This is a genomic window from Streptomyces sp. NPDC053755, from assembly GCF_040677675.1.
Lineage (GTDB): Bacteria > Actinomycetota > Actinomycetes > Streptomycetales > Streptomycetaceae > Streptomyces.
Window position 1 is genome coordinate 253,722 of record NZ_JBFASK010000002.1, and the last position, 21,988, is coordinate 275,709.

Consider the following 21,988-nt stretch of genomic DNA (forward strand, 5'->3'; position numbering starts at 1 on the left):
CGAGCGGACCCGGCTCCGCCGCCCCGATCCCCGCCGTCGACCCGCGCCTGCTGGTCCGCGAGGAGGGCCTCAAGGGCTACTGGTCCGAGTTCAACCGCAAGATCCGCGGCGGCGAGCTCGGCTCCCTGCCCGTCGTCCTCGGCCTGATCGTCATCGCGGTCGTCTTCCAGGCCCAGAACGGCAACTTCCTGTCCGCGAGCTCCGTCGCGAACATCGCCGTCTACTCCTCCGGCCTCGGCATCATGGCCGTCGGCATCGTCTTCGTCCTCATCCTGGGCGAGATCGACCTGTCGATGGGCTCCGTGGCCGGCGTCGGCGCGGCCGTCTGGGCCGTGCTCAACGTCACCAACGGCGTGAACGACTGGCTGTCGGTCGTGATCGCCGTGGCCGCCGGTCTGCTGATCGGTCTGCTGCACGGCTTCTTCTTCGCCAAGATCGGCGTCCCGGCCTTCGTGGTCACCCTCGCCGGCTTCCTCGGCTGGAGCGGCCTGCAGATCTGGCTGATGGGCAAGGAGGGCTCGATCAACGCCCCCTCCGGCTCGATCGTCGAGAACCTCACCGCGTACTACTTCGAGGACAAGGGCGCCGCGTACGGCCTCGCCGCCGTGGCGGTCCTCGCCTACGCCGGCTCGCTGCTGCTCGACTCCAAGCGCCGCAAGGCCGCCGCGCTGCCGTCCCGCCCCACCAGCGAGATCGTGCTGCGCACCGCGATCGTGGCGGTCCTCTGCTTCGTCGTCGCCTACGTCCTGAACGAGCCCGAGGGCGCCCGCGGCCTGCCGCTGGCCCTCGTCCTCTTCGTGGCCGTCCTGGTGATCGCCGACTTCGTCGCACGCCGCACCCTCTTCGGCCGCAAGGTCTTCGCGGTCGGCGGCAACGCCGAGGCCGCCCGCCGCGCCGGCATCAACGTCGACCGGATCCGGATCATCGTCTTCGGTGTCTCCGGCATGCTCGCCGCCTTCGGCGGCCTCTTCGTGGCCAGCCTCTCCGGCGGCGCCACCAAGAGCCTGGGCAGCGGCAACACGCTGATGCTGGTCATCGCGGCCGCCGTCATCGGCGGCACCAGCCTCTTCGGCGGCCGCGGCAAGGTCTGGTCCGCGCTCCTGGGCATGATCGTCATCCAGTCGATCCAGCAGGGCCTGAACATGATCGGCATGGCCAACGAGATCCAGTACATGATCACCGGCGCGGTGCTCCTCGCCGCCGTCGTGATCGACTCGGTCTCCCGCCGCACGCAGAAGACCGCGGGACGCGCGTAACGCTCACCACAGTGCCCGGCGCCGGAGAACCGGCGCCGGGCACTGCTGCGTCCGGCCCTGTGTGACGCCCGTACGCTCATCGGCGTGTCGGCCACACGAGTGGCGCGGAACCGCCCGCCCGATGACGGCGGTCCGGAGCGGAACATTAGACTCGACAAATCGGCAAGCTCGACCAGCTCAAACGCAAGGAGGCACGGGTGGCTCTGCTGACCCGTATCAGGGGACCGCGCGATCTGGACCGGCTCTCCCCGGAACAGCTGGAGCAGCTGGCCCAGGAGATCCGGACGTTTCTCGTGGACGCCGTCTCCAAGACCGGTGGTCACCTCGGGCCCAACCTGGGCGTGGTCGAGCTGACCATCGCCCTGCACCGCGTCTTCGACTCCCCGAAGGACAAGGTCCTCTTCGACACCGGCCACCAGAGCTACGTCCACAAGCTGCTCACCGGCCGTCAGGACTTCTCGAAGCTCAAGATGAAGGGCGGCCTGTCCGGCTACCCGTCGCAGGCCGAGTCCGAGCACGACGTCATCGAGAACTCGCACGCCTCCACGGTCCTCGGCTGGGCCGACGGGCTCGCCAAGGCCAACGAGGTCCTGAGGAAGGACGACCACGTCGTCGCCGTCATCGGCGACGGGGCCCTGACGGGCGGCATGGCCTGGGAGGCGCTGAACAACATCGCCGCCGCCAAGGACCGCCCGCTCGTCATCGTCGTCAACGACAACGAGCGTTCCTACGCCCCGACGATCGGCGGCCTCGCCAACCACCTGGCGACCCTGCGGACCACCGACGGCTACGAACGCTTCCTCGCCCGCGGCAAGGACATCCTGGAGCGCACCCCCGTCGTCGGGAAGCCGCTCTACGAGACGCTGCACGGCGCCAAGAAGGGCCTGAAGGACTTCATCGCCCCGCAGGGCATGTTCGAGGACCTCGGCCTGAAGTACGTCGGCCCCATCGACGGGCACGACATCGAGGCCCTGGAGTCGGCCCTGACGCGCGCCAAGCGCTTCGGCGGCCCGGTGATCGTCCACTGCCTGACCGAGAAGGGCCGCGGCTACCAGCCCGCCCTCCAGGACGAGGCCGACCGCTTCCACGCCGTCGGCAAGATCCACCCGGACACCGGTCTGCCGATCGCCTCCTCCGGCGCCGACTGGACCTCGGTCTTCGGCGAGGAGATGGTCGAGCTCGGCAAGGAGCGCGAGGACATCGTCGCGATCACCGCGGCCATGCTCCAGCCGGTCGGGCTCGACAAGTTCGCCAAGGCGTTCCCCGAGCGGGTCTACGACGTGGGCATCGCCGAGCAGCACGCCGCCGTGTCGGCGGCCGGCCTCGCCACCGGCGGGCTCCACCCCGTCTTCGCGGTCTACGCGACCTTCCTCAACCGCGCCTTCGACCAGGTCCTGATGGACGTGGCCCTGCACAAGTGCGGTGTCACCTTCGTCCTGGACCGGGCCGGCGTCACCGGCACCGACGGCGCCTCCCACAACGGCATGTGGGACATGTCGATCCTCCAGGTCGTCCCCGGGCTGCGGCTCGCCGCCCCGCGCGACGCCGACCAGGTCCGCGCCCAGCTGCGCGAGGCCGTCGAGGTCACCGACGCCCCGACCGTCGTCCGCTTCTCCAAGGGCGCCGTCGGCCCCGCCGTACCGGCCCTGCGCCGCATCGGCGGCATGGACGTCCTGCGCGAGTCCGGGGCCGACCGGCCCGACGTCCTCCTCGTGTCCGTCGGCGCGCTCGCGCCGATGTGCCTGGAGATCGCGGACCTGCTCGACGCGCAGGGCATCAGCACCACCGTCGTCGACCCGCGCTGGGTCAAGCCGGTCGACGAGGCGCTCGCCCCGCTCGCCGAGGGCCACCGCGTCGTCGTCACCGTCGAGGACAACAGCCGCGTCGGCGGAGTCGGCTCGGCCGTCGCGCAGGCCCTGCGCGACGCGGGCGTCGACGTCCCGCTGCGCGACTTCGGCATCCCGCCGCGCTTCCTCGACCACGCCTCCCGCAAGGAGGTCATGGCCGAGATCGGGCTGACCGCCCCGGACATCGCCCGCCAGGTCACCGGCCTCGTCTCGCGCCTCGACGGCCGCTACGAGGACAGCGAGCGGGCCGTGGAGCCCGCCCGCGACTGACGACGGCGACGGAGCGTCACCGCATTGGGCCGGTCGGACCACCCCACGGGGTGTCCGACCGGTCCTTTCGTGTGAAAGCCGTTCCGTCGGCGCGCGCCACCCCCCTGCCGTCTCGATCATGGGTCTGTGACCGACGGCACGGAGGTACGACGGTGAGCACGGACCAGAAGCCGCCACAGGCGAGCACCGGCATGTTCCGGACCAAGACGGTCGAGCAGTCGATCCGCGACACGGAAGAACCCGAGCACGCGCTCAAGAAATCACTCTCCGCCTGGGACCTGACCGTCTTCGGCGTCGGAGTCATCATCGGCACCGGCATCTTCGTGCTCACCGGCAAGGTGGCCAAGGAGAACGCGGGCCCGGCGACGGCACTGGCCTTCGTCGCCGCCGGCATCGTCTGCGCCCTCGCCGCCCTGTGCTACGCCGAGTTCGCCTCGACCGTCCCGGTCGCCGGATCGGCGTACACCTTCGCGTACGCCTCCATCGGCGAACTCCCGGCCTGGATCATCGGCTGGGACCTCGTCCTGGAGTTCGCGCTCGGCACGGCGGTGGTCGCGGTCGGCTGGTCCGGTTACGTCCGCTCCCTGATGGACAACATCGGCTGGCATCTACCGGCGGCCCTGGAGGGCCCGGACGTGCCCAACGGCACCTTCGACATCCTGGCCTTCCTGCTGGTCCTGGTGCTGACCGTGATCCTGGTCCTCGGCATGAAGCTCTCCGCCCGGATCACCGCGCTCGTCGTCGCCATCAAGGTGACGGTCGTCATGATCGTGATCGTCGCGGGTCTGTTCTTCATCGTCGGCGACAACTACTCGCCGTTCATCCCGCCTTCGGTGACCCCGCCGGCCGGCTCGGGATGGGACGCCCCGCTCGTGCAGACGATCTTCGGCTACGAACCCACGAACTTCGGCGTCATGGGCATCTTCACCGCCGCGTCCGTCGTCTTCTTCGCCTTCATCGGCTTCGACGTGGTGGCCACCGCGGCCGAGGAGACCAAGCTGCCGCAGCGGGACATGCCCCGCGGCATCCTCGGCTCGCTCTTCATCTGCACCGTGCTCTACGTCGCCGTGGCCCTGGTGGTCACCGGCATGCAGCACTACTCCGAACTGTCGGTGAGCGCCCCGCTCGCGGACGCCTTCAAGGCCACCGGGCACCCCTTCTTCGCGGGCGTCATCAGCTTCGGCGCCGCCGTCGGCCTCACCACGGTCTGCCTGATCCTGCTGCTCGGCCAGACCCGGGTGTTCTTCGCGATGAGCCGCGACGGCCTCCTGCCGCGCTTCTTCTCCATCACGCACCCCCGCTTCCGCACCCCCTACCGGCCGACCATCCTGCTCGGCGTGATCATCGCCATCGTCGCCGGCTTCACCAGCATCAACGAGCTGGCCACCCTGGTGAACATCGGCACGCTCTTCGCCTTCGTCGTCGTGGCGGTCGGCGTGATGGTGCTGCGCCGCAACCGCCCGGACCTGCCCCGGGCGTTCCGCACCCCCTGGGTGCCGGTACTCCCGATCCTGTCCATCGCCGCCTCGTTCTGGCTGATGCTCAACCTGCCGGGCGAGACGTGGTTCCGCTTCGCCGTCTGGATGGCGATCGGCATCGTCGTCTACTTCGTGTACGGACGGCGCCACAGCCGCCTCGGCAAGGCGGGCCCGAACGCGGAGTACTAGGGCGCGCGGCGAGAGTCCCGCCCTCGGGGGCCGGCCCCAGGAGGCCGCCGGAAGGGCCTCAGGAGACGTCCCGGACGGCACGTGGGCCCACGCACCGGGCTCCGTGTCGTTCCACTCTCCGCCGCAGCTCCCGGTCGGCCGTGACCACCACGCACGGCCGGCCTCCGGCGTTTCGGGCCAGCTCCACGATCAGGTCGTCGCCGCTCCCGGGCGCCTCCTCGACCCGTACGCCCGGCACGGACTCCACACCCCGCGCCGCGCCCTCCACGACCAGCACGACCTCGAAGGGGCCGCCCTCGGGCACCGGCCCGTCCACGAGGCGGTCACGCAGCCGCACGGCGGCCCCGCGCCGGTCGCGCCACCACCCGTCGGGCACCGACCCGACCACATTGGCGCCGTCGACGATCAGAAGCGGTGGTTCCGTACGGTCCATGGCGACAGGATGTCAGCCGCCGGTCGCCGGGGACTTCTTCGCCGAGGCGGGGATCGGCGCGTCCTCGCGGATCGCCTTCCACAGCAGCGACGCGTTCGGCTCGGCGGCGACGACCCGGTTCGGGTCCCTCTTGTCGTACGCCACCGGCAGCATGACGGTCTCCATGGTGCTCGGGTCGACGCCGTTCATGGAACGGGCGAACTCGCTCAGCGCGCTCAGCGAGGCCAGCTCGGAGTCGGTGGTGAGCGCCTTGGTCGCCGAGTCGGCGATCTTGTACGACTTCGTCGGGCTGCCCAGCAGGTCCTGCTTCTTCACCTCGGTGAGCAGGGCCGTCAGGAACTTCTGCTGGTTGCTGATCCGGCCGAGGTCGCTGCCGTCCTTGACGCCGTAGCGGGTCCGTACGAACGCGAGCGACTGCGTGCCGTCCAGCCGCTGCGGACCGGCCGCGAGGTCGAGCCCGCCGGGGCCGTTCCGGATGGGCTCGTCGATGTCGACGGTGACCCCGCCTATCGCGTCGACCAGGTCCTTGAAGCCGGCGAAGTCGATCTCCATGTAGTGGTCGAGCCGGACGCCCGACATCTTCTCGACCGTCTTCACGACACAGGCCGGACCGTACTGCGCGTACACGGAGTTGAACATGACCCGCTGCGCGGCCGGGGCCGTGCCGCACGCCGGCCGGGTGACGAGCGTGTCGCGCGGGATGCTGATCGCGGTGGCCCGGGTCCGGCCCTCGGGTATGTGCACCACGAGCGCCGTGTCCGAACGGGCCCCGGAGACCTTGCCGCCGTCCAGCGCCGCGTTGGCGCCCGCCCGCGAGTCCGAGCCGAGCACGAGCAGGTTCTGCCCGGCGGTCGGCAGCCGCGGCGGGCGGTCGTCACCGAGCGCCTTGTCGAGGTCGACGCCCTTGATGTTGCCGTCGATGCTGGAGTATCCCCAGTACCCGGTGGCGCCCGCGCCCACCACGACGATCAGCAGGGTCCACAGCAGGGCGCGCCGGACGCGCTGCCCGCGGGTACGGGGTCTGCGCCGGGCGGTGGGCCCGGAGGGCGAGGTCGAGTTGTCCGTCATGGGTTCGCACTATAGACAGCCTTGCGACTCCCGTTCCCCGTACGGGTATACGGGTGTTCCCCCTGGGGCGCACGGGCTGCGGCACGGCCGGCGGCCCCGGCACCAGGGAAGGTGCCGGGGCCGCCGGTTCCGCGTGCGGTGCCGGAGCTACGCCGGGACGCTCGCCACGCCCCGCGCCAGGAACGGCTTGCCGTTCACCCGCTGGGAGACGCCCTCGCGGTCCAGGTACGGCGTGATGCCGCCCAGGTGGAAGGGCCAGCCCGCGCCCGTGATCAGGCAGAGGTCGATGTCCTGCGCCTCGGCGACGACACCCTCCTCCAGCATCAGGCCGATCTCCTGCGCCACGGCGTCCAGGACGCGGTCGCGGACCTGCTCCTCGGTCAGGACGGAGTCGCCCTGCACCAGGAGCGCGGCGACCTCGGGGTCCAGCTCCGGCTTGCCGGAGTCGTAGACGTAGAAGCCGCGCTTGCCCGCCTCGACCACGCGCTTGAGGTTCGGCGAGACGGTGAAGCGCTCCGGGAAGGCGCGGTTCAGGGTCTCGGAGACGTGCAGACCGATGGCCGGGCCGACGAGCTCCAGGAGGACCAGCGGCGACATCGGAAGGCCGAGCGGCTCGATGGCCTTCTCCGCCGTCTCGACGGGGGTGCCCTCGTCGATGACGTTCTGGATCTCGCCCATGAAGCGGGTCAGGATGCGGTTCACGACGAACGCCGGGGCGTCCTTGGTGAGGACCGCGGTCTTCTTCAGCTTCTTCGCCACGCCGAAGGCGGTGGCGAGCGAGGCGTCGTCGGTCTGCTCGCCGCGCACGATCTCCAGGAGCGGGAGGATCGCGACCGGGTTGAAGAAGTGGAAGCCGACCACGCGCTCCGGGTGCTGGAGCTTCGAGGCCATCTCCGAGACGGACAGCGAGGAGGTGTTGGTGGCGAGGATCGCGTGCGCCGGGGCGACCGCCTCGACCTCCGCGAACACCTTCTGCTTGACGCTCATCTCCTCGAACACGGCCTCGATGATGAAGTCCGCGTCCGCGAAGCCCTCGGCCTTGTCCAGGACACCGGAGACCAGGCCCTTGAGACGGTTGGCCTTGTCCTGGTTGACGCGGCCCTTGCCGAGCAGCTTCTCGATCTCGGCGTGGACGTAGCCCACGCCCTTGTCGACGCGCTCCTGGTCGATGTCGGTCAGGACGACCGGCACCTCCAGGCGGCGCAGGAAGAGCAGGGCCAGCTGGGAGGCCATCAGACCGGCGCCGACGACACCGACCTTGGTGACCGGGCGGGCCAGCGACTTGTCGGGGGCACCGGCCGGGCGCTTGGCGCGCTTCTGCACCAGGTTGAAGGCGTAGATGCCGGAGCGCAGCTCGCCGCCCATGATGAGGTCGGCCAGCGCCGTGTCCTCGGCGTCGAAGCCCTTCTGAAGGTCGCCGTCCTTGGCCGCCTCGATGATGTCCAGGGCGCGGTACGCGGCCGGAGCCGCGCCGTGCACCTTGGAGTCGGCGATGAACCGGCCCTTGGCGACGGCCTGGTCCCAGGCCTCGCCGCGGTCGATCTCCGGACGCTCGACGGTGACGGAGCCGTTGAGCACGGACGCCGTCCAGATCAGCGACTGCTCCAGGAAGTCCGCGCCCTCGAAGATCGCGTCGGCGATGCCGAGCTCGAAGACCTGCTTGCCCTTGAGCTGACGGTTCTGGTTCAGGGAGTTCTCGATGATGACCGAGACGGCCTTCTCCGCGCCGATCAGGTTCGGCAGGATCGCGCAGCCTCCCCAGCCGGGGACCAGACCGAGGAAGACCTCGGGCAGCGAGAACGCCGGCAGCGCCTTGGAGACGGTGCGGTAGGTGCAGTGCAGACCGACCTCGACACCGCCGCCCATCGCCGCGCCGTTGTAGTACGCGAAGGTCGGCACGGCCAGCGACGACAGACGCTTGAACACGTCGTGGCCGCCCTTGCCGATGGCGAGCGCGTCGGAGTGCTGCTTCAGCAGCTCGACACCCTTGAGGTCGGCGCCGACCGCGAAGATGAACGGCTTGCCGGTGAGGCCGACACCGACGATCGAGCCGTCGGCCGCCTCCTTCTCGACCTGGTCGATGGCGGTGTTGAGGTTCGCCAGCGACTGGGGGCCGAAGGTGGTCGGCTTGGTGTGGTCGAAGCCGTTGTCCAGCGTGATCAGGGCGAACCTGCCCGCACCCGCGGGCAGGTCGAAGTGCCTTACGTGCGCGCTGGTGACGACCTCGTCGGGGAAGAGCTCGGCGGCGCCCTTCAGAAGCTCGGCGGTGGTGCTCACTTGCCCTCCCAGTGGGGGTTTTCCCAGATGACCGTCGCGCCCATGCCGAAGCCGACGCACATCGTGTTGAGGCCGTAGCGGACCTGCGGGTTCTCCTCGAACTGGCGGGCCAGCTGCGTCATCAGGCGCACGCCGGAGGAGGCCAGCGGGTGACCGTAGGCGATCGCGCCGCCGTACTGGTTCACGCGGGCGTCGTCGTCGGCGATGCCGTAGTGCTCCAGGAAGGCGAGGACCTGGACGGCGAAGGCCTCGTTGATCTCGAAGAGGCCGATGTCGCCGATGGACAGACCGGCCTGGGCGAGGGCCTTCTCGGTCGCCGGGATCGGGCCGTAGCCCATGACCTCGGGCTCGACGCCGGCGAAGGCGTACGAGACGAGGCGCATCTTGACCGGGAGGCCGTTCTCGCGGGCGAAGTCCTCGGAGGCGATGATCGAGGCGGTGGCGCCGTCGTTGAGACCGGCCGCGTTACCGGCGGTCACGTTGCCGTGGACGCGGAACGGCGTCTTGAGGTTGGCCAGCGACTCCAGGGTGGTGCCCGGGCGCATCGGCTCGTCGGCGGTGACCATGCCCCAGCCGGTCTCGCCGGCCTCGGCGTTGGTGCGGCGGACCGAGATCGGCACCAGGTCCTGCTGGATCTTGCCGTCGGCGTACGCCTTGGCGGCCTTCTCCTGCGAGCGCACGGCGTACTCGTCGGCGCGCTGCTTGGTGATGCTCGGGTAGCGGTCGTGCAGGTTCTCGGCGGTCATGCCCATGAACAGGGCGGACTCGTCGACCAGCTTCTCGCTGACGAAGCGCGGGTTCGGGTCCACGCCCTCTCCCATGGGGTGGCGGCCCATGTGCTCGACGCCACCGGCGATGACGGCGTCGTACGCGCCGAAGGCGATCGAACCGGCGACGCTGGTCACGGCGGTGAGGGCGCCCGCGCACATCCGGTCGATGGAGTACCCCGGGACGGACTGCGGCAGCCCGGCGAGAATGCCGGCGGTGCGGCCGAGGGTCAGGCCCTGGTCGCCGATCTGCGTGGTCGCCGCGATGGCCACCTCGTCGATCTTCGCGGGGTCGAGGCCGGGGTTGCGGCGCAGCAGCTCCCGGATGGCCTTCACGACGAGGTCGTCGGCGCGGGTCTCGTGGTAGATGCCCTTCGGGCCCGCCTTGCCGAACGGGGTGCGGACGCCGTCGACGAAGACGACGTCCCTGACGGTACGAGGCACGATGGCTCTCCTCCAGGTGCGGGATGGCACTGCACTGCTGCGGCGCACGCCTAAGCGCGCGCTTGCTGCCCCCATGCTACTTGCGGGTAACCAGGCTGCCCACCCCCTGGGGGCGGAGCGGCGAAGGTCACACCCCGAACGGCGTACGCGAAAGCCCCCGGCGCGGTGCGCCAGGGGCTCTCACGGAACGGGGCACGGCCGTCAGCCGGTCGCCGACAGCGCGGTGACCAGCAGCGGGGTCACCAGCTCCACCTGCCACGGCCGGGCACCGAAGCCGGTCAGGGCCTCCGCGACCGAGGCCACGGTCGGGGGGGCCGGCGGTTCCCAGCAGACGCGCCGGACCGTGTCCGGGGTGACGAGGTTCTCCTGCGGGAGGTTCAGCTCCTCCGCGAGGGCCGAGACCGCCGTGCGCGCCGCCGACAGGCGGGCGGCGGCCTCCGGGTCCTTGTCGGCCCAGGCGCGGGGCGGGGGCGGGCCCGTGAGCGGCTGGCCGGGCTGGGGGAGCTCGGTGTCCGGGAGCGCCTTCGCGCGGTCCACGCACGCCTGCCACTGCTCCAGCTGACGCCGTCCCATCCGGTGGCCGAAGCCGGGCAGCGCCGTCAGCGCCGCCACGTTCGCCGGGACCGCGAGCGCCGCCTCGACGATCGCCGCGTCGCTCAGCACCTTGCCCGGCGAGACGTCCCGGCGCTGGGCGATCCGGTCGCGCGCCGTCCACAGCTCGCGCACCACCGCCATCTGACGACGGCGCCGCACCTTGTGCATGCCGGAGGTGCGCCGCCACGGGTCCTTGCGCGGGGGCGCGGGCGGGGCCGCGGCGATCGCGTCGAACTCCTGCAGGGCCCACTCCAGCTTGCCCTGCCGGTCCAGCTCCTTCTCCAGCGCGTCACGCAGGTCGACGAGGAGCTCGACGTCCAGCGCGGCGTAGCGGAGCCAGGGCTCGGGCAGCGGGCGGGTGGACCAGTCCACCGCGGAGTGGCCCTTCTCCAGGGCGTAGCCGAGGACGGACTCGACCATCGCCCCGAGTCCGACCCGGGGGAACCCGGCGAGCCGGCCGGCCAGCTCGGTGTCGAAGATGCGTGTTGGCACCATGCCTATGTCGCGCAGGCACGGCAGGTCCTGGGTCGCCGCGTGCAGGATCCATTCGGTCCCGGCGAGCGCCTCGCCGAGGCCCGTCAGGTCGGGGCAGCCGACCGGGTCGATCAGGGCGCTGCCCGCGCCCTCGCGGCGCAGCTGGACGAGATAGGCCCGCTGGCCGTAGCGGTAGCCGGAGGCGCGCTCGGCGTCGACGGCCACGGGGCCGCGGCCGGCGGCGAAGGAGGCGATCACCTCGGCGAGGGCCTCCTCGGTCGCCACCACGGGCGGGATGCCCTCGCGGGGCTCCAGCAAGGGGATCGGCAGCCCGTTCGCAGGGACGTCGTCGTCCGGAGGGGCGCCCCCGGTGGTTCGCAGTGCGGTGTCTGCTGCGGTCTCTTGGGCGTCGGTCACCTGTCAAGGGTATCTGCGAACGGCAAGCGCCTGCCGACGGAACGTTCCGTCGACAGGCGCCGATCTTCTGTCAGCCGTTCACGGGGCAGCCGGCCGGTTCAGTGGATGATCCCGGTGCGCAGCGCCACCGCGACCATTCCGGCCCGGTCCCCGGTGCCCAGCTTGCGGGCGATCCGGGCGAGGTGGCTCTTCACGGTCAGCGCGGACAGGCCCATCGAGACGCCGATGGCCTTGTTCGACTGACCCTCGGCGACCAGCCGGAGCACCTCGACCTCACGGCCGGAGAGCTCGCGGTAGCCGCCCGGGTGGCTCGGGGCACCCGGGGGGCGGCGGTGGCCGAGGCGGGCGGCCGCGGAGCCGATGGGGGCGGCGCCGGGGCGGGTGGGGTGCCCGATGTTCGTACGGGTACCGGTGACGACATAGCCCTTGACGCCGCCGGCCAGGGCGTTGCGTACGGCGCCGATGTCGTCGGCCGCGGAGAGGGCCAGGCCGTTGGGCCAGCCCGCCGCGCGGGTCTCGGACAGCAGCGTGAGGCCGCTGCCGTCGGGAAGGTGGACGTCGGCCACGCAGATGTCGCGGGGGCTTCCCACACGGGGGCGGGCCTCCGCGATGGAGGACGCCTCGATGACGTCTCGTACTCCAAGGGCCCACAGGTGGCGGGTGACGGTGGAGCGGACGCGCGGGTCGGCCACGACGACCATCGCGGTCGGCTTGTTCGGGCGGTAGGCGACCAGGCTTGCGGGCTGCTCGAGGAGAACGGACACACGGCCTCCTGGGGAGATGCGGGACGGAGCCGGCTCGGGGAAGAAGCCGGGGGCGACCCGAGCGGTGAAGGGGTCATTGACCTCTTCGGCAGCTGGGGCGCCCGCCTTTAGGGAATGATCACGATTTGGTGAGTAACAATTCGGGCAATTCGGACGCGTGATCGATCATCCTACGAGTGAGCCTCCCTGTCGGGGGGCTCACGGGCCCGCTGTCGGCCGCTGTCGGCCGCCGTCGGCGCCGTCCGCGGCAGGGGGTGCACGGGCCGCCGCGAGCCCGCCGGGGATCCGGACGCGGCCGAGGGAGCGCTCCTCAGGACCGCTCAGGGCTGCTGCGGGCCCCGGCGCTGGGGCAGCGAGACGACGCCCGCCCCCGACGTGGTGCCCTCCCCGGCATCGGGGGCCGACGGCGGGAGCCCCGCGATCTGGCAGAGGAGGTCGCACCAGGCGGCGAGATGGGATCCCGTGTCCGGGACTCCGCCGAGCCCCTCCCTCGGCGTCCAGGACGCCCGGATCTCGATCTGCGTCGCGGGCCGCCGGTCCGCGAGCCCGCCGAAGTAGTGGGAACCGGCCATGGTGACGGTGCCGCTCGCCTCCGCGTACGCCAGGCCCCTCGCCTCCATCGCTCCGGTCAGCCAGGACCAGCACACCTCCGGCAGCAGGGGGTCCGCGGCCATCTCCGGCTCCAGCTCCGCCCGTACCAGCGTCACCAGGCGGAAGGTGCCCTTCCAGGTGTCGTGCCCGGCCGGGTCGTGGAGCAGGACGAGCCGGCCGTCGGCCAGGTCCTCCTCGCCGTCGACGACGGCCGCCTCCAGCGCGTACGCGTACGGGGCGAGCCGCTGCGGAGGCCGGGTCGGATCCATCTCCATCTCCGGCCGCAGCCGGGCCGAACGCAGCGCCTCCACCGCCCGCCGGAACGCGGGCGGAACGGGGTTCGTCTCCGTGGTGCCCGCCGTCTCGCCCGCCTCTTCGTCGCCTTCGGAATGATCGGAAAAATGTCCCTGAGCCGCAGCCATGCGGGGAAGAGTAGGCGGAACGGGGCCCCCGCGCAGGGAGGGACACCCGGGCCGGGCGAGCGGCTTCCGCGTACATGCGAAGATTCTGGGCGTGAGTGCCAACGACGCCCCCTCGGGCCAGCAGACGACGCAGCAGCCGCAGACGTACGACTCCCCGTTCCTGAAGGCGTGCCGGCGTGAGCCCGTGCCGCACACGCCGGTCTGGTTCATGCGGCAGGCCGGTCGCTCGCTGCCGGAGTACCTGAAGGTCCGCGAGGGCATCCCGATGCTCGAGTCCTGCATGCGGCCCGAGCTGGTCACCGAGATCACGCTGCAGCCCGTGCGGCGCCACAAGGTGGACGCGGCGATCTTCTTCAGCGACATCGTGGTCCCGCTGAAGGCCATCGGCGTCGACCTCGACATCAAGCCCGGCGTCGGTCCCGTCGTCGCCGAGCCGATCCGCACCCGCGCCGACCTGGCCCGGCTGCGCGACCTGACCCCCGAGGACGTCGCGTACGTCACCGAGGCCATCGGCATGCTCACCGCCGAACTGGGATCCACTCCTCTGATCGGATTCGCCGGCGCGCCGTTCACCCTCGCGAGCTACCTCGTCGAGGGCGGGCCGTCCCGCAACCACGAGCACACCAAGGCGCTGATGTACGGCGACCCGCAGCTGTGGGCCGATCTGCTGGACCGCCTCGCCGACATCACCTCCGCCTTCCTCAGGGTCCAGATCGAGGCGGGCGCCTCCGCCGTCCAGCTCTTCGACTCCTGGGTGGGGGCCCTGGCCCCCGTGGACTACCGCCGTTCGGTGATGCCCGCGTCCACGAAGGTCTTCGACTCCGTCGCCTCCTACGGCGTGCCGCGCATCCACTTCGGTGTCGGCACCGGCGAGCTGCTCGGCCTCATGGGCGAGGCGGGCGCCGACGTGGTCGGCGTGGACTGGCGCGTCCCGCTCGACGAGGCCGTCCGTCGTGTCGGCCCCGGCAAGACGCTCCAGGGCAATCTGGACCCCGCCGTGCTGTTCTCCTCGCGCGAGGCCGTGGAGGCCAAGACGGACGAGGTCCTGGCCGCCGCGAAGGGCCTGGAGGGGCACGTCTTCAACCTCGGCCACGGCGTGCTGCCCACCACGGACCCGGACGCCCTGACCCGGCTGGTGGAGTACGTCCACACGCACACGGCGGTCTGACGCCCCGCGCCCGACCCGCACCGATGCCCGTCACCGCTCGCGGTGACGGGCATCGTGGTTCGCGCGGTCGGGGTGTCCGGGCCGCCTCCGGGGCTCAGCAGTTGACGGCGGGGTTGCCGGACGCCACCTGGCAGAAGTCGAGGGACGCGCCGCCGTCGACGGCGCCCTGGTTGACGTCGACCCGGATGAAGTCGGCGCCGTCGCCGCCGCGGACGGTGGCCGCGGCCAGGACGGTGCCGTCCACCTGTACGTAGTCGTTGCCCGCCCCGGCGTCGGCCTGGCCGCCGAGCGGCGCCAGGCTGCCGAAGCGGAGGTAGTCGGAGCCCGTCCCGCCGAGCACCCTTCCGGCCACCGGACCGGTGAGGACGATCGTGTCGTCGCCGGCGAGGCCGTCGACCGTGTGACCCGCGTCCACCGACGAGCACTGGATGTAGTCCCGTCCCACCGTGCCGCTGACGTTCCCGCTGGGAACGGTGAGCCCGTTGACCGAGCAGGCGGTCGCGGCGTGGGCGGGGGTGCTCAGGGCGAGCGGGGCGAGGACGAGGGAGGCGGCGCAGAGCGCGCGCACGGAGTGTCTGATCATGTCATCGAGTTAACCCATGGTGATCCCAAGGTCGCAATTCGTCACCGACGGTGACTGCGCCGCTCGGCCGACCCCGCCCTCGCACCCCGCTCCCGACACCCGCCCCGCGCCGGGCCGCCTAGGGCGTGTTGCGAAAGTCCCGCCTGCCCCGCGACGCCTGGCACGCACGCTCGCCGCGTTATCGGGATCGTCCGAGTATGTCCGGTACGAGGGCGACCCTCCGCCGTGCGATCGCACGCACCGGACGCCGCGGGGCCCGCCCTCCGGGCGGACGGCGCCACTTTCGAAACACGCCCTAGGCGTGTTTCGACCTGGGGCCTCGGCCGGCCCCCGGGGCCGGGTCAGCCCGGCTTGACCGCCAGCGTCGCGAAATAGTTCGACAGATAGGGAGCGGAGGCGTTGGAGGGGTGCGGCGCCTCCGCGAAGCCGGTGAGAACGAACCCCGCGGCGAGTTGTCCGCCGATCTGGTCGGTGAGGGTGTGGCTGTACTCCAGAGGGGCATCCGCGCCGAACCTCGTGGCGCGTTCCTCGGCGGAGTAGTGCGTGACATCGCTGTAGGGCAGCTTGTGCACGACGATCAGCTCGCCGCGCTCGTCGAGCGCCTCGTGGTCGAACAAGTACACGTCAGGGTTGAGGAAGCCCGCGAGCAGGGTTCCGCCCGGTCGCAGCACGCGGAAGCACTCACGCCACACCCGCGCCACATCCGGTGCGAAGAGGTTCGAGACCGGATGGAACACGACGTCGAATGTCGCGTCGTCGAAGGCGCTGAGGTCGCGCATGTCTCCCAGGACGGTGCGCAGCTCGAGTCCGTCGCGCGCCGCGACCATCCGGTCCTGGCCGAGCTGGCGGGGTGAGTTGTCGAACACGGTGACCCGCGCCCCTGCGGCGGCGAGGATCGGACCCTGCTGGCCACCGCCGGAAGCCAGGCCCAGCACGTCCTTGCCGGTCAGGTCCGCCGGCAGCCAGGAGCGGTCGACCGGCTCCCGCCCGATGAGAACAAGGGACCAGTCGCCCAGACGGGCGCGTTCGACCTCCGCGGCACTCACCGGTCTCGACCACTCGTTGCCCTCTTGGACACACTTGTCCCAGGCGGCCCGATTGTGGGCGACAGGGTCGAGAGTACTGTCCCGCACGTTCGACTCCCCACTGGCCGTGTCCGGAGAACTGCGGCGCCGCCGGCTCGGTGCCGCAGACCCACCCGGCGGGTCCCTACGGCGGTCCACCGGCAGAGCCGGGCCCGGGTCGAGCCCGTCCTCGCCCGCGTGCGTACGCGGAAGGTCCCCCCCGAGACTGCCGCCTCAGGGGGACGGTGTCCACCACGCGGTGCCCGGCACCCGGGCGGACCTCGCGGGAAGCGCGGCCGCGAGGGATGCTGGAAGCGTGGCACGACGAGCGACCCGGCGGGGCGCGAGGAGATGAGCGACGTGTACGACACTCACATCGACACCGACGTCACCGTGCAGCTGAGCGACTGCTCCCGGGAGGACGCCCAAGTGGTGTTCCGCGTCCTGGACGGCGTCTACGAACTCGAGGACCTGACCGTGCCGGGCTCGTCCTCGGCGGTCCCCGCCCCCACGGTCTGGACGGCCACCTTCGACACCGCCGCCGGACGCCGCCAGGAGACCCGGCCGGTGCCGCTGGGCGGGATGGTCGAAGCCGTACTGACCGGCGGCTATCACGCCGTCGACGAGGTGCGGAAGACGCTCGCGGCCGGCTTCGACCTCAAGTCGTCGGACTCCGCCTCGGGTGACCAGGAGACCGAGGCCAGGCTCCTCCTCGGCTCACGCTGACCCACCCACCGGCCCCTCGTCGGACGACCGGTCGGTGACCGTACCCCCGGGCGGAGCGGACGGGCGCCGCCCGGGGCCGTTCGCATGCGCGCCCCGCAGTCCGCCACCCCCTATGCATCACGTGTATACACCCTGTGTAGAGTGCTCCGCGGACCACTCCGAACCGCCCCTGACCAGGCGGGAGTGGCGACCGAAGGCATCGACACGGGGAAGCGGGTTGCAGCATGTTCCGAACCGGACCGGGCAAGCGCCGGGGGCCGGCCGTCGCGATTCTCGCGGCGGCCTCGCTGATTCTCCTGCTCGGCGGCTGCGGGGTGGACCCGGTCTCCCCCGGGGAGGCGCGCCGCGAGGCCGTTGACACGGACTCCAAGGGGGGAGCGTCCGAGGGCGGCGCGGTCGACTGCGCCGCGGTGAAGTGCATCGCCCTGACCTTCGACGCCGGGCCGGGCAAGGACACGCCGCGCCTGCTCGACATCCTCCGCGAGGAGAAGGTGCCCGCGACCTTCTTCCTGCTGGGGAGGAAGCACGTCGACCGCTATCCCGAGGTCGTCAGGCGCATCGCGGACGAAGGCCACGAGGTCGCCAACCACACCTGGACCCACCGCGTCCTGACCGGCCTGGACGCCGACGAGGTCCGCGACGAACTGTCCCGCACCCAGAACGCGATAGAGAAGATCACCGGCCGGAAGCCCACCCTGATGCGGCCGCCGCAGGGGCGCACCGACGACACGGTCTCCGAGGTGAGCCGCGAGCTGGGCCTCGCCCAGATCCTGTGGAGCGTCACGGCCAAGGACTACGCCACCACCGATGCGGCGCTCATACGGCAGCGGACCGTCGACGGCGCCGAGGGCGACGGCATCATCCTGCTGCACGACATCTACGACGGCACGGTTCCCGCCGTACCCGGGATCATCGGCGACCTGAAGCGGAAGGGCTTCACCTTCGTGACCGTCCCCCAGCTCCTGGCGCCCGCCCAGGCCGAGCCCGGGACCGTCTACCGGCCGTAGGGCGAGCCCGCACCCCACCTCGGTGAGCCGTGTCACAGCCTTCATCCGAAGTCCCCGGAACAACGGCAGAAGGTTCATCGTTCATTCATATGTGACGGCAAGGGGTCCGGTCCCCGAGTCCCCCCTCGAGGTGACCGCTCTTCGTCCGTCACGGCAGTCGGCCCCGGTTGGAATCCCCCGTCCTACCGGGGCTCTGTCGTTCCCGCTCGCGGCCCCGCTGACCCGTACGGAGCACGGGGACTCCTGTCCGACGAGCCCGTGCGCGCTCGCCGCGGGTGCGGGAGCGTGCTCGCCGCACTCCTGCACACCGGGTGCGCCACCGTCGCCGGCGGGCTTCCGCTCCCGACCGGCCTACGGCGCAGGAGCCGTCCAGGCGGCCGCTGGGGCCACGGACGGCAAGGAGCGAAGGCGCGACCGCGGCGCTGCGCGTCAGGGCGTCCGGGCGCCGAGCGCCGCCAGTGCGCGGTCCGCGTGCGCGCTCATCCGCAGCTCGCTGCGGACGACCTCCAGGATCCGGCGGTCCTGGTCGATCACGAACGTGACCCGCTTCGTCGGGGCGAGCGAGAACCCGCGCGTCACCCCGAAGCGGTCGCGTATCGCGCCCTTCGGGTCCGACAGCAGCGGGTACCCGAGGGAATGCCGTTCGGCGAACTCCTGCTGCCGTTCGACCGGATCGGAGCTGATGCCGACGGGCGTGGCGCCCACGGCCCGGAACTCCCCGGCGAGGTCGCGGAAGTGGCACGCCTCGGCCGTACAGCCCGGAGTGAGAGCCGCCGGATAGAAGAAGAGGACGACCGGGCCCTCGGCCAGCAGCCCGGTCAGCGAACGGGACTGTCCCGTTTCGTCCGGAAGAGTGAAGTCCTCCACGAGGTCACCGACGTTCATCAGACCCAGCCCCTTGTCCGCCACCGGTCCGTCCGGTCGCCGACCGGTGACGTTACCGCTGCCGCACGGCGCGGCGCTCCTCCAGGATGGCCAGGACCCGCTCGCCCCAGCGCAGGTTCTCCTCCTCGAAGGCGCGGCCCCGCATCAGCGTGAGGTACGGTCCGATCCGTTCGGCCTCGCGCAGGTACGTCTCCTCGTCCCGGCCGTCGAGGAGCCATTCCCGCGTCCGGTCGTAGCGCGCCAGCTTGCCGCGTGCCCACTCCATCCGCTCCTCGACGAAGCCCAGGATCGCGTCCGTGTCGCCCTCGTCGCACGCCTGCACCTGCACCATCAGCTCGTCGCGGATGGCGGTCGGCCGGGGAGCGGCGGCCGTGTAGGCGACGAGGTCCGCCCGGCCGGCCTCGGTGAGCGTGAACATGCGCTTGTTGGGGCGCCGCTCCTGCTGCACGACACGGGCGGCGATCAGACCTGCGTCCGCGAGCCGGTCCAGCTCGCGGTAGAGCTGCTGAGGGGTCGCCGCCCAGAAGTTGGCGACCGACACGTCGAAGAGTTTGGCCAGGTCGTACCCGGATGCCTCGCCCTCCAGAAGGGCGGCGAGGACGGCGTGCTTGAGGGACATCCGCTCACGCTAGCAGCCCGTTGAATAGTTCCTTCCACACCTATTCAAAGGATTCCTCCCAGCCTGCGCCGGTCACGCGTTCCCCCGCACGCCACGCCCGCGCCCCCGAGAGCGTGCGCGACCCGGCGTCGCGCGAAATCCTGGTTCCACGGGAGAACCCCGCGGGAGCGTCTCGGCGGAGGAGGTCGAGGGGCTGGTGACGGTGGCGCCGCGGCCTGCCGGAGCCGGACTCGGTGAGCAGTGCGCCCCGAGCGCTTGTCGCGCTCGCCGCCCGAAGCATGGGAGCAGACCTCGATGGACAGCAACGCGTTCGTCTACACCACGTACCTCCGCACCACCCCCGACGAGCTCTGGCGGGCCCTGACGGACCCGGCCCTCACCCGCCGTTACTGGGGCGTGGCCTTCGAGACGGACTGGACCGCCGGTGCGCCGATGGTCTGGGACGAGGGGGGCCGCAGCACCTCCGATCCCGGTCAGGTCGTCCTCGCGGCCGAACCAGGCCGACTGCTCTCGTACACCTGGCACACCTTCACGCCGGAGTGGGCCGAGGCGGTCGGCATCGGCGAGGAGGTGTACGGCAGGCTCGCCAAGGAGCGCCGGTCGAAGGTGACCTTCGCCATCGAGCCGGCCGGGGACATCGTCAAGCTCACCGTCGTGCACGACGACCTGGAGCCCGATGGCATGATCAGGGATCTGATCGGCGAAGGCTGGCCGGCGCTGCTCTCCAGCCTCAAGTCGCTCCTCGAAACGGGCGAGGAGCTGCCGGAACCGCCCCGCTGAACGGCGCCCGCCCGAGTCGCGGCACGCGGACCGGAAAGCCCCCGCCCGGGCACGGCGAGGGCCTCCGTCTCACGGGTGTCGTCCGGTGTCCCCCGCACCGGCGCCGCGACAGGCCTCAGCGGTACTCGACGGTCAGGGTCACCGGCGTGTCCTTGTTGACGAAGAGGTACGCGGTCGAGGGTGGGGCCGCCTCGAAGCGCAGCCGCGTCTGGGTCGTGCCGGTGCGGTCCAGCGCGGCCAGGGCGGCCGCCGACAGGTCCGTCGACGACGCGCCGCCGGAGGTGAACGGGGCTATGGCGGCAGCGCCCGGCACCGTCGGCGTCGCCGACCAGTCCGATGCCTCGACGGCACAGGCCCCGAAGCAGCCCGACCGCACGTCCACGAGCAGCCGGTTGCCCGCCGGCGAGGACCAGGGATCGCCCGATCCGCCGCTGCGGTCCACCGTGAGGTACGCCCGGGTGATCTCCTTGCCGGCCGGGATCCGCGAGGTGTCGAAGGAGAGCAGCGTCCGGTTCACCTTGCCGTCCGTGCCGCGGCCGGCCGCCAGGCCGTAGGTGTCCTCCAGCGTCCCGACCGCGGGGCCGGTCCCGTCCGCCGCGGCCTTGACGTAGCCGTCCTGCGCGTCCGTGCTGGGCAGGGTCACGCGGTTCGCCGCGGGCGGGGGAGCGGTGCCGCGCAGCGCCCGGACCATGCCCATGATCGCCTCGATCTGCTTGCCGCCGTGCCGCCCGTAGGCGGAGTCGCCGAGGTAACCCCACCAGTTCCAGCAGCCGTTGGGGTTCTCCAGCGTCGTGGTGGCGATGGCCTGCGGGTAGAGCACGATCATGTCGTTGGTGTCGGCGTACTCGTTGAGATAGGCGGTCTCGATGAACCGCGTCCCGAAGCCCTGGTAGCCGTAGCCCTGCTTGCACCCGTGCAGCGCCACCATCAGCGTGCAGGTGGTCCCGGAGGCGCATGACGCCGGGACGTAGACGAAGCCGTTGTCGTCCAGGGACAGGGGGGCGGCCGACCCGCCCGGCGCGTACGCGTTCTGGTCGAACCGGATCAGCGAGCCGCCCGGGGTGGCGCTGGGCGCCGTCGGCGCGCGGCCCAGCAGATGGCCCAGCAGTTCGCCCTCGGCGTCGATCCCGCAGTCGTTGACCCACGGATTCTGCGTGACCGTGCAGGAGTTGGGTCCGAGCGGACTGATCCAGGCGTGTCCGGCGGCGGTGGCGCGGTTGTACCGCACGCGGGCGCCGAACCGGCCGTAGTAGTCGGCCAGCGCGTCCGCCACCGGCCGCTTCACGGTCGCGTCGCCCGAGCCGCTGAAGACGTAGACCGGGTCACCGGAGAGGTTCGCGACCGGGTCGACGAGTCCGGCCGACGACCAGTCCCGGGTGGTCTGTTCCAGCTTCGCGAGCTGGAGGTCCTGCGTGGTGTTCATACAGGCGTTGAGGGCCGTGGCCAGCGTGTTCTGAGCGCAGTGGTACGGGCCCGAGGCGAAGGCCGCCGAGCCGCTGAACGTACCCGAGTAGGCCACGTGGAGCTGTGTCGCCATGTAGCCGCCGGAGGAGATCCCGGCGCTGTGGACGGCGCCGACGGCGTACGGCCGCAACTGGCCGGGCACGGGCACCGGGGCCGCGGCCGCCGCGGGGGCGACGGCGGGTGTCGCGGAGGCGGTCGCCGCGGTCGTGGCCGTGGGGGAGAGGAAGGGAAGGAGGAAGGAGAGGAGGAGGACGGCGGCCGACAGCGGCAAGGCGGCTGCCGGCCGGCGCGGAAGGCGTCGGCGGGTGGTGCGGGACGGTCGCATGGAGACTCCCGGGCGGCTCGTTCATGTCGGGCTGATGGCCGGGAGGTTAGGGGCGTCCCGCGTGCGGCTCCTATGG

Annotated in this window: 19 protein-coding genes; 7 read left to right on the forward strand and 12 right to left on the reverse strand. The window is 71.6% G+C overall.

Features of this window, described 5'->3' with window-relative positions; genetic code table 11:
* The first annotated feature begins 26 nt into the window (after window positions 1-26).
* From AB0K65_RS03860 to AB0K65_RS03870, 3 genes are all read left to right on the forward strand, one after another.
* Window positions 27-1,256 carry a sugar ABC transporter permease gene (locus AB0K65_RS03860; protein ID WP_365714236.1) on the forward strand — a complete coding sequence of 410 codons (1,230 nt, stop codon included), beginning with the start codon at window positions 27-29 and terminating at the stop codon, window positions 1,254-1,256.
* A gap of 197 nt (window positions 1,257-1,453) precedes the next feature.
* Window positions 1,454-3,373 carry a 1-deoxy-D-xylulose-5-phosphate synthase gene (gene dxs / locus AB0K65_RS03865; RefSeq protein ID WP_365714017.1) on the forward strand — a complete coding sequence of 640 codons (1,920 nt, stop codon included), beginning with the start codon at window positions 1,454-1,456 and terminating at the stop codon, window positions 3,371-3,373.
* A gap of 191 nt (window positions 3,374-3,564) precedes the next feature.
* On the forward strand, window positions 3,565-5,040 hold the full coding sequence (locus AB0K65_RS03870) for an amino acid permease (protein ID WP_365714237.1): 1,476 nt from the start codon (window positions 3,565-3,567) through the stop codon (window positions 5,038-5,040).
* A gap of 58 nt (window positions 5,041-5,098) precedes the next feature.
* Here the strand turns inward: AB0K65_RS03870 and AB0K65_RS03875 are convergent, their stop codons facing one another.
* From AB0K65_RS03875 to AB0K65_RS03905, 7 genes are all read right to left on the reverse strand, one after another.
* A complete protein-coding gene (locus AB0K65_RS03875; RefSeq protein ID WP_365714019.1) occupies window positions 5,099-5,473 on the reverse strand; it encodes an NTP pyrophosphohydrolase in 375 nt (124 codons plus the stop codon).
* A gap of 12 nt (window positions 5,474-5,485) precedes the next feature.
* Window positions 5,486-6,541, reverse strand: coding sequence for an LCP family protein (locus AB0K65_RS03880; protein ID WP_365714021.1), 1,056 nt, complete (start codon window positions 6,539-6,541; stop codon window positions 5,486-5,488).
* Between the two features lie 147 nt (window positions 6,542-6,688).
* Window positions 6,689-8,818: a 3-hydroxyacyl-CoA dehydrogenase NAD-binding domain-containing protein gene (locus AB0K65_RS03885; protein WP_365714023.1), complete on the reverse strand. Its 2,130-nt coding sequence runs from the start codon at window positions 8,816-8,818 to the stop codon at window positions 6,689-6,691.
* A complete protein-coding gene (locus AB0K65_RS03890; protein WP_365714025.1) occupies window positions 8,815-10,029 on the reverse strand; it encodes an acetyl-CoA C-acyltransferase in 1,215 nt (404 codons plus the stop codon). Before AB0K65_RS03890 ends, AB0K65_RS03885 begins: the two co-directional genes overlap by 4 nt.
* A 201-nt stretch (window positions 10,030-10,230) precedes the next feature.
* Window positions 10,231-11,514 (reverse strand): ribonuclease D, encoded by a 1,284-nt coding sequence (locus AB0K65_RS03895; RefSeq protein WP_365714027.1) that lies wholly within the window; start codon window positions 11,512-11,514, stop codon window positions 10,231-10,233.
* 98 nt (window positions 11,515-11,612) lie between these two features.
* On the reverse strand, window positions 11,613-12,278 hold the full coding sequence (locus AB0K65_RS03900; protein WP_365714029.1) for a response regulator transcription factor: 666 nt from the start codon (window positions 12,276-12,278) through the stop codon (window positions 11,613-11,615).
* Window positions 12,279-12,598: 320 nt separating this feature from the next.
* Window positions 12,599-13,291 (reverse strand): DUF3000 domain-containing protein, encoded by a 693-nt coding sequence (locus AB0K65_RS03905; RefSeq protein WP_365714031.1) that lies wholly within the window; start codon window positions 13,289-13,291, stop codon window positions 12,599-12,601.
* Window positions 13,292-13,382: 91 nt separating this feature from the next.
* On the opposite strand from AB0K65_RS03905, the gene hemE reads away from it, so the two are divergent.
* Entirely contained in the window at window positions 13,383-14,459 is a 1,077-nt protein-coding gene (gene hemE, locus AB0K65_RS03910; protein WP_365714032.1) for a uroporphyrinogen decarboxylase, read from the forward strand.
* Between the two features lie 94 nt (window positions 14,460-14,553).
* Here the strand turns inward: hemE and AB0K65_RS03915 are convergent, their stop codons facing one another.
* Window positions 14,554-15,042 carry a hypothetical protein gene (locus AB0K65_RS03915; protein ID WP_365714034.1) on the reverse strand — a complete coding sequence of 163 codons (489 nt, stop codon included), beginning with the start codon at window positions 15,040-15,042 and terminating at the stop codon, window positions 14,554-14,556.
* Between the two features lie 341 nt (window positions 15,043-15,383).
* Complete coding sequence (locus tag AB0K65_RS03920) at window positions 15,384-16,175, reverse strand: class I SAM-dependent methyltransferase (RefSeq protein WP_365714035.1); 792 nt, start codon at window positions 16,173-16,175, stop codon at window positions 15,384-15,386.
* Window positions 16,176-16,457: 282 nt separating this feature from the next.
* On the opposite strand from AB0K65_RS03920, the gene AB0K65_RS03925 reads away from it, so the two are divergent.
* A complete protein-coding gene (locus AB0K65_RS03925; protein ID WP_365714037.1) occupies window positions 16,458-16,832 on the forward strand; it encodes a hypothetical protein in 375 nt (124 codons plus the stop codon).
* A 224-nt stretch (window positions 16,833-17,056) separates the two neighbouring features.
* Window positions 17,057-17,839, forward strand: a complete 783-nt coding sequence (locus AB0K65_RS03930) for a polysaccharide deacetylase family protein (RefSeq protein ID WP_365714039.1) — start codon at window positions 17,057-17,059, stop codon at window positions 17,837-17,839.
* Between the two features lie 429 nt (window positions 17,840-18,268).
* On the opposite strand, the gene AB0K65_RS03935 is transcribed toward AB0K65_RS03930, so the two are convergent.
* Window positions 18,269-18,724 carry a peroxiredoxin gene (locus AB0K65_RS03935; protein WP_365714041.1) on the reverse strand — a complete coding sequence of 152 codons (456 nt, stop codon included), beginning with the start codon at window positions 18,722-18,724 and terminating at the stop codon, window positions 18,269-18,271.
* Window positions 18,725-18,776: 52 nt separating this feature from the next.
* The gene (locus AB0K65_RS03940; RefSeq protein ID WP_365714043.1) at window positions 18,777-19,343 is read right to left on the reverse strand and encodes a PadR family transcriptional regulator; all 567 of its coding nucleotides are present in this window, start codon (window positions 19,341-19,343) and stop codon (window positions 18,777-18,779) included.
* A 294-nt stretch (window positions 19,344-19,637) separates the two neighbouring features.
* Between AB0K65_RS03940 and AB0K65_RS03945 the strand changes: the two genes are divergently transcribed.
* Entirely contained in the window at window positions 19,638-20,123 is a 486-nt protein-coding gene (locus tag AB0K65_RS03945) for an SRPBCC family protein (RefSeq protein ID WP_365714045.1), read from the forward strand.
* 115 nt (window positions 20,124-20,238) lie between these two features.
* Here AB0K65_RS03945 and AB0K65_RS03950 read toward each other — a convergent pair whose 3' ends face one another.
* Complete coding sequence (locus AB0K65_RS03950) at window positions 20,239-21,912, reverse strand: PHB depolymerase family esterase (protein WP_365714047.1); 1,674 nt, start codon at window positions 21,910-21,912, stop codon at window positions 20,239-20,241.
* Window positions 21,913-21,988: the final 76 nt, after the last annotated feature.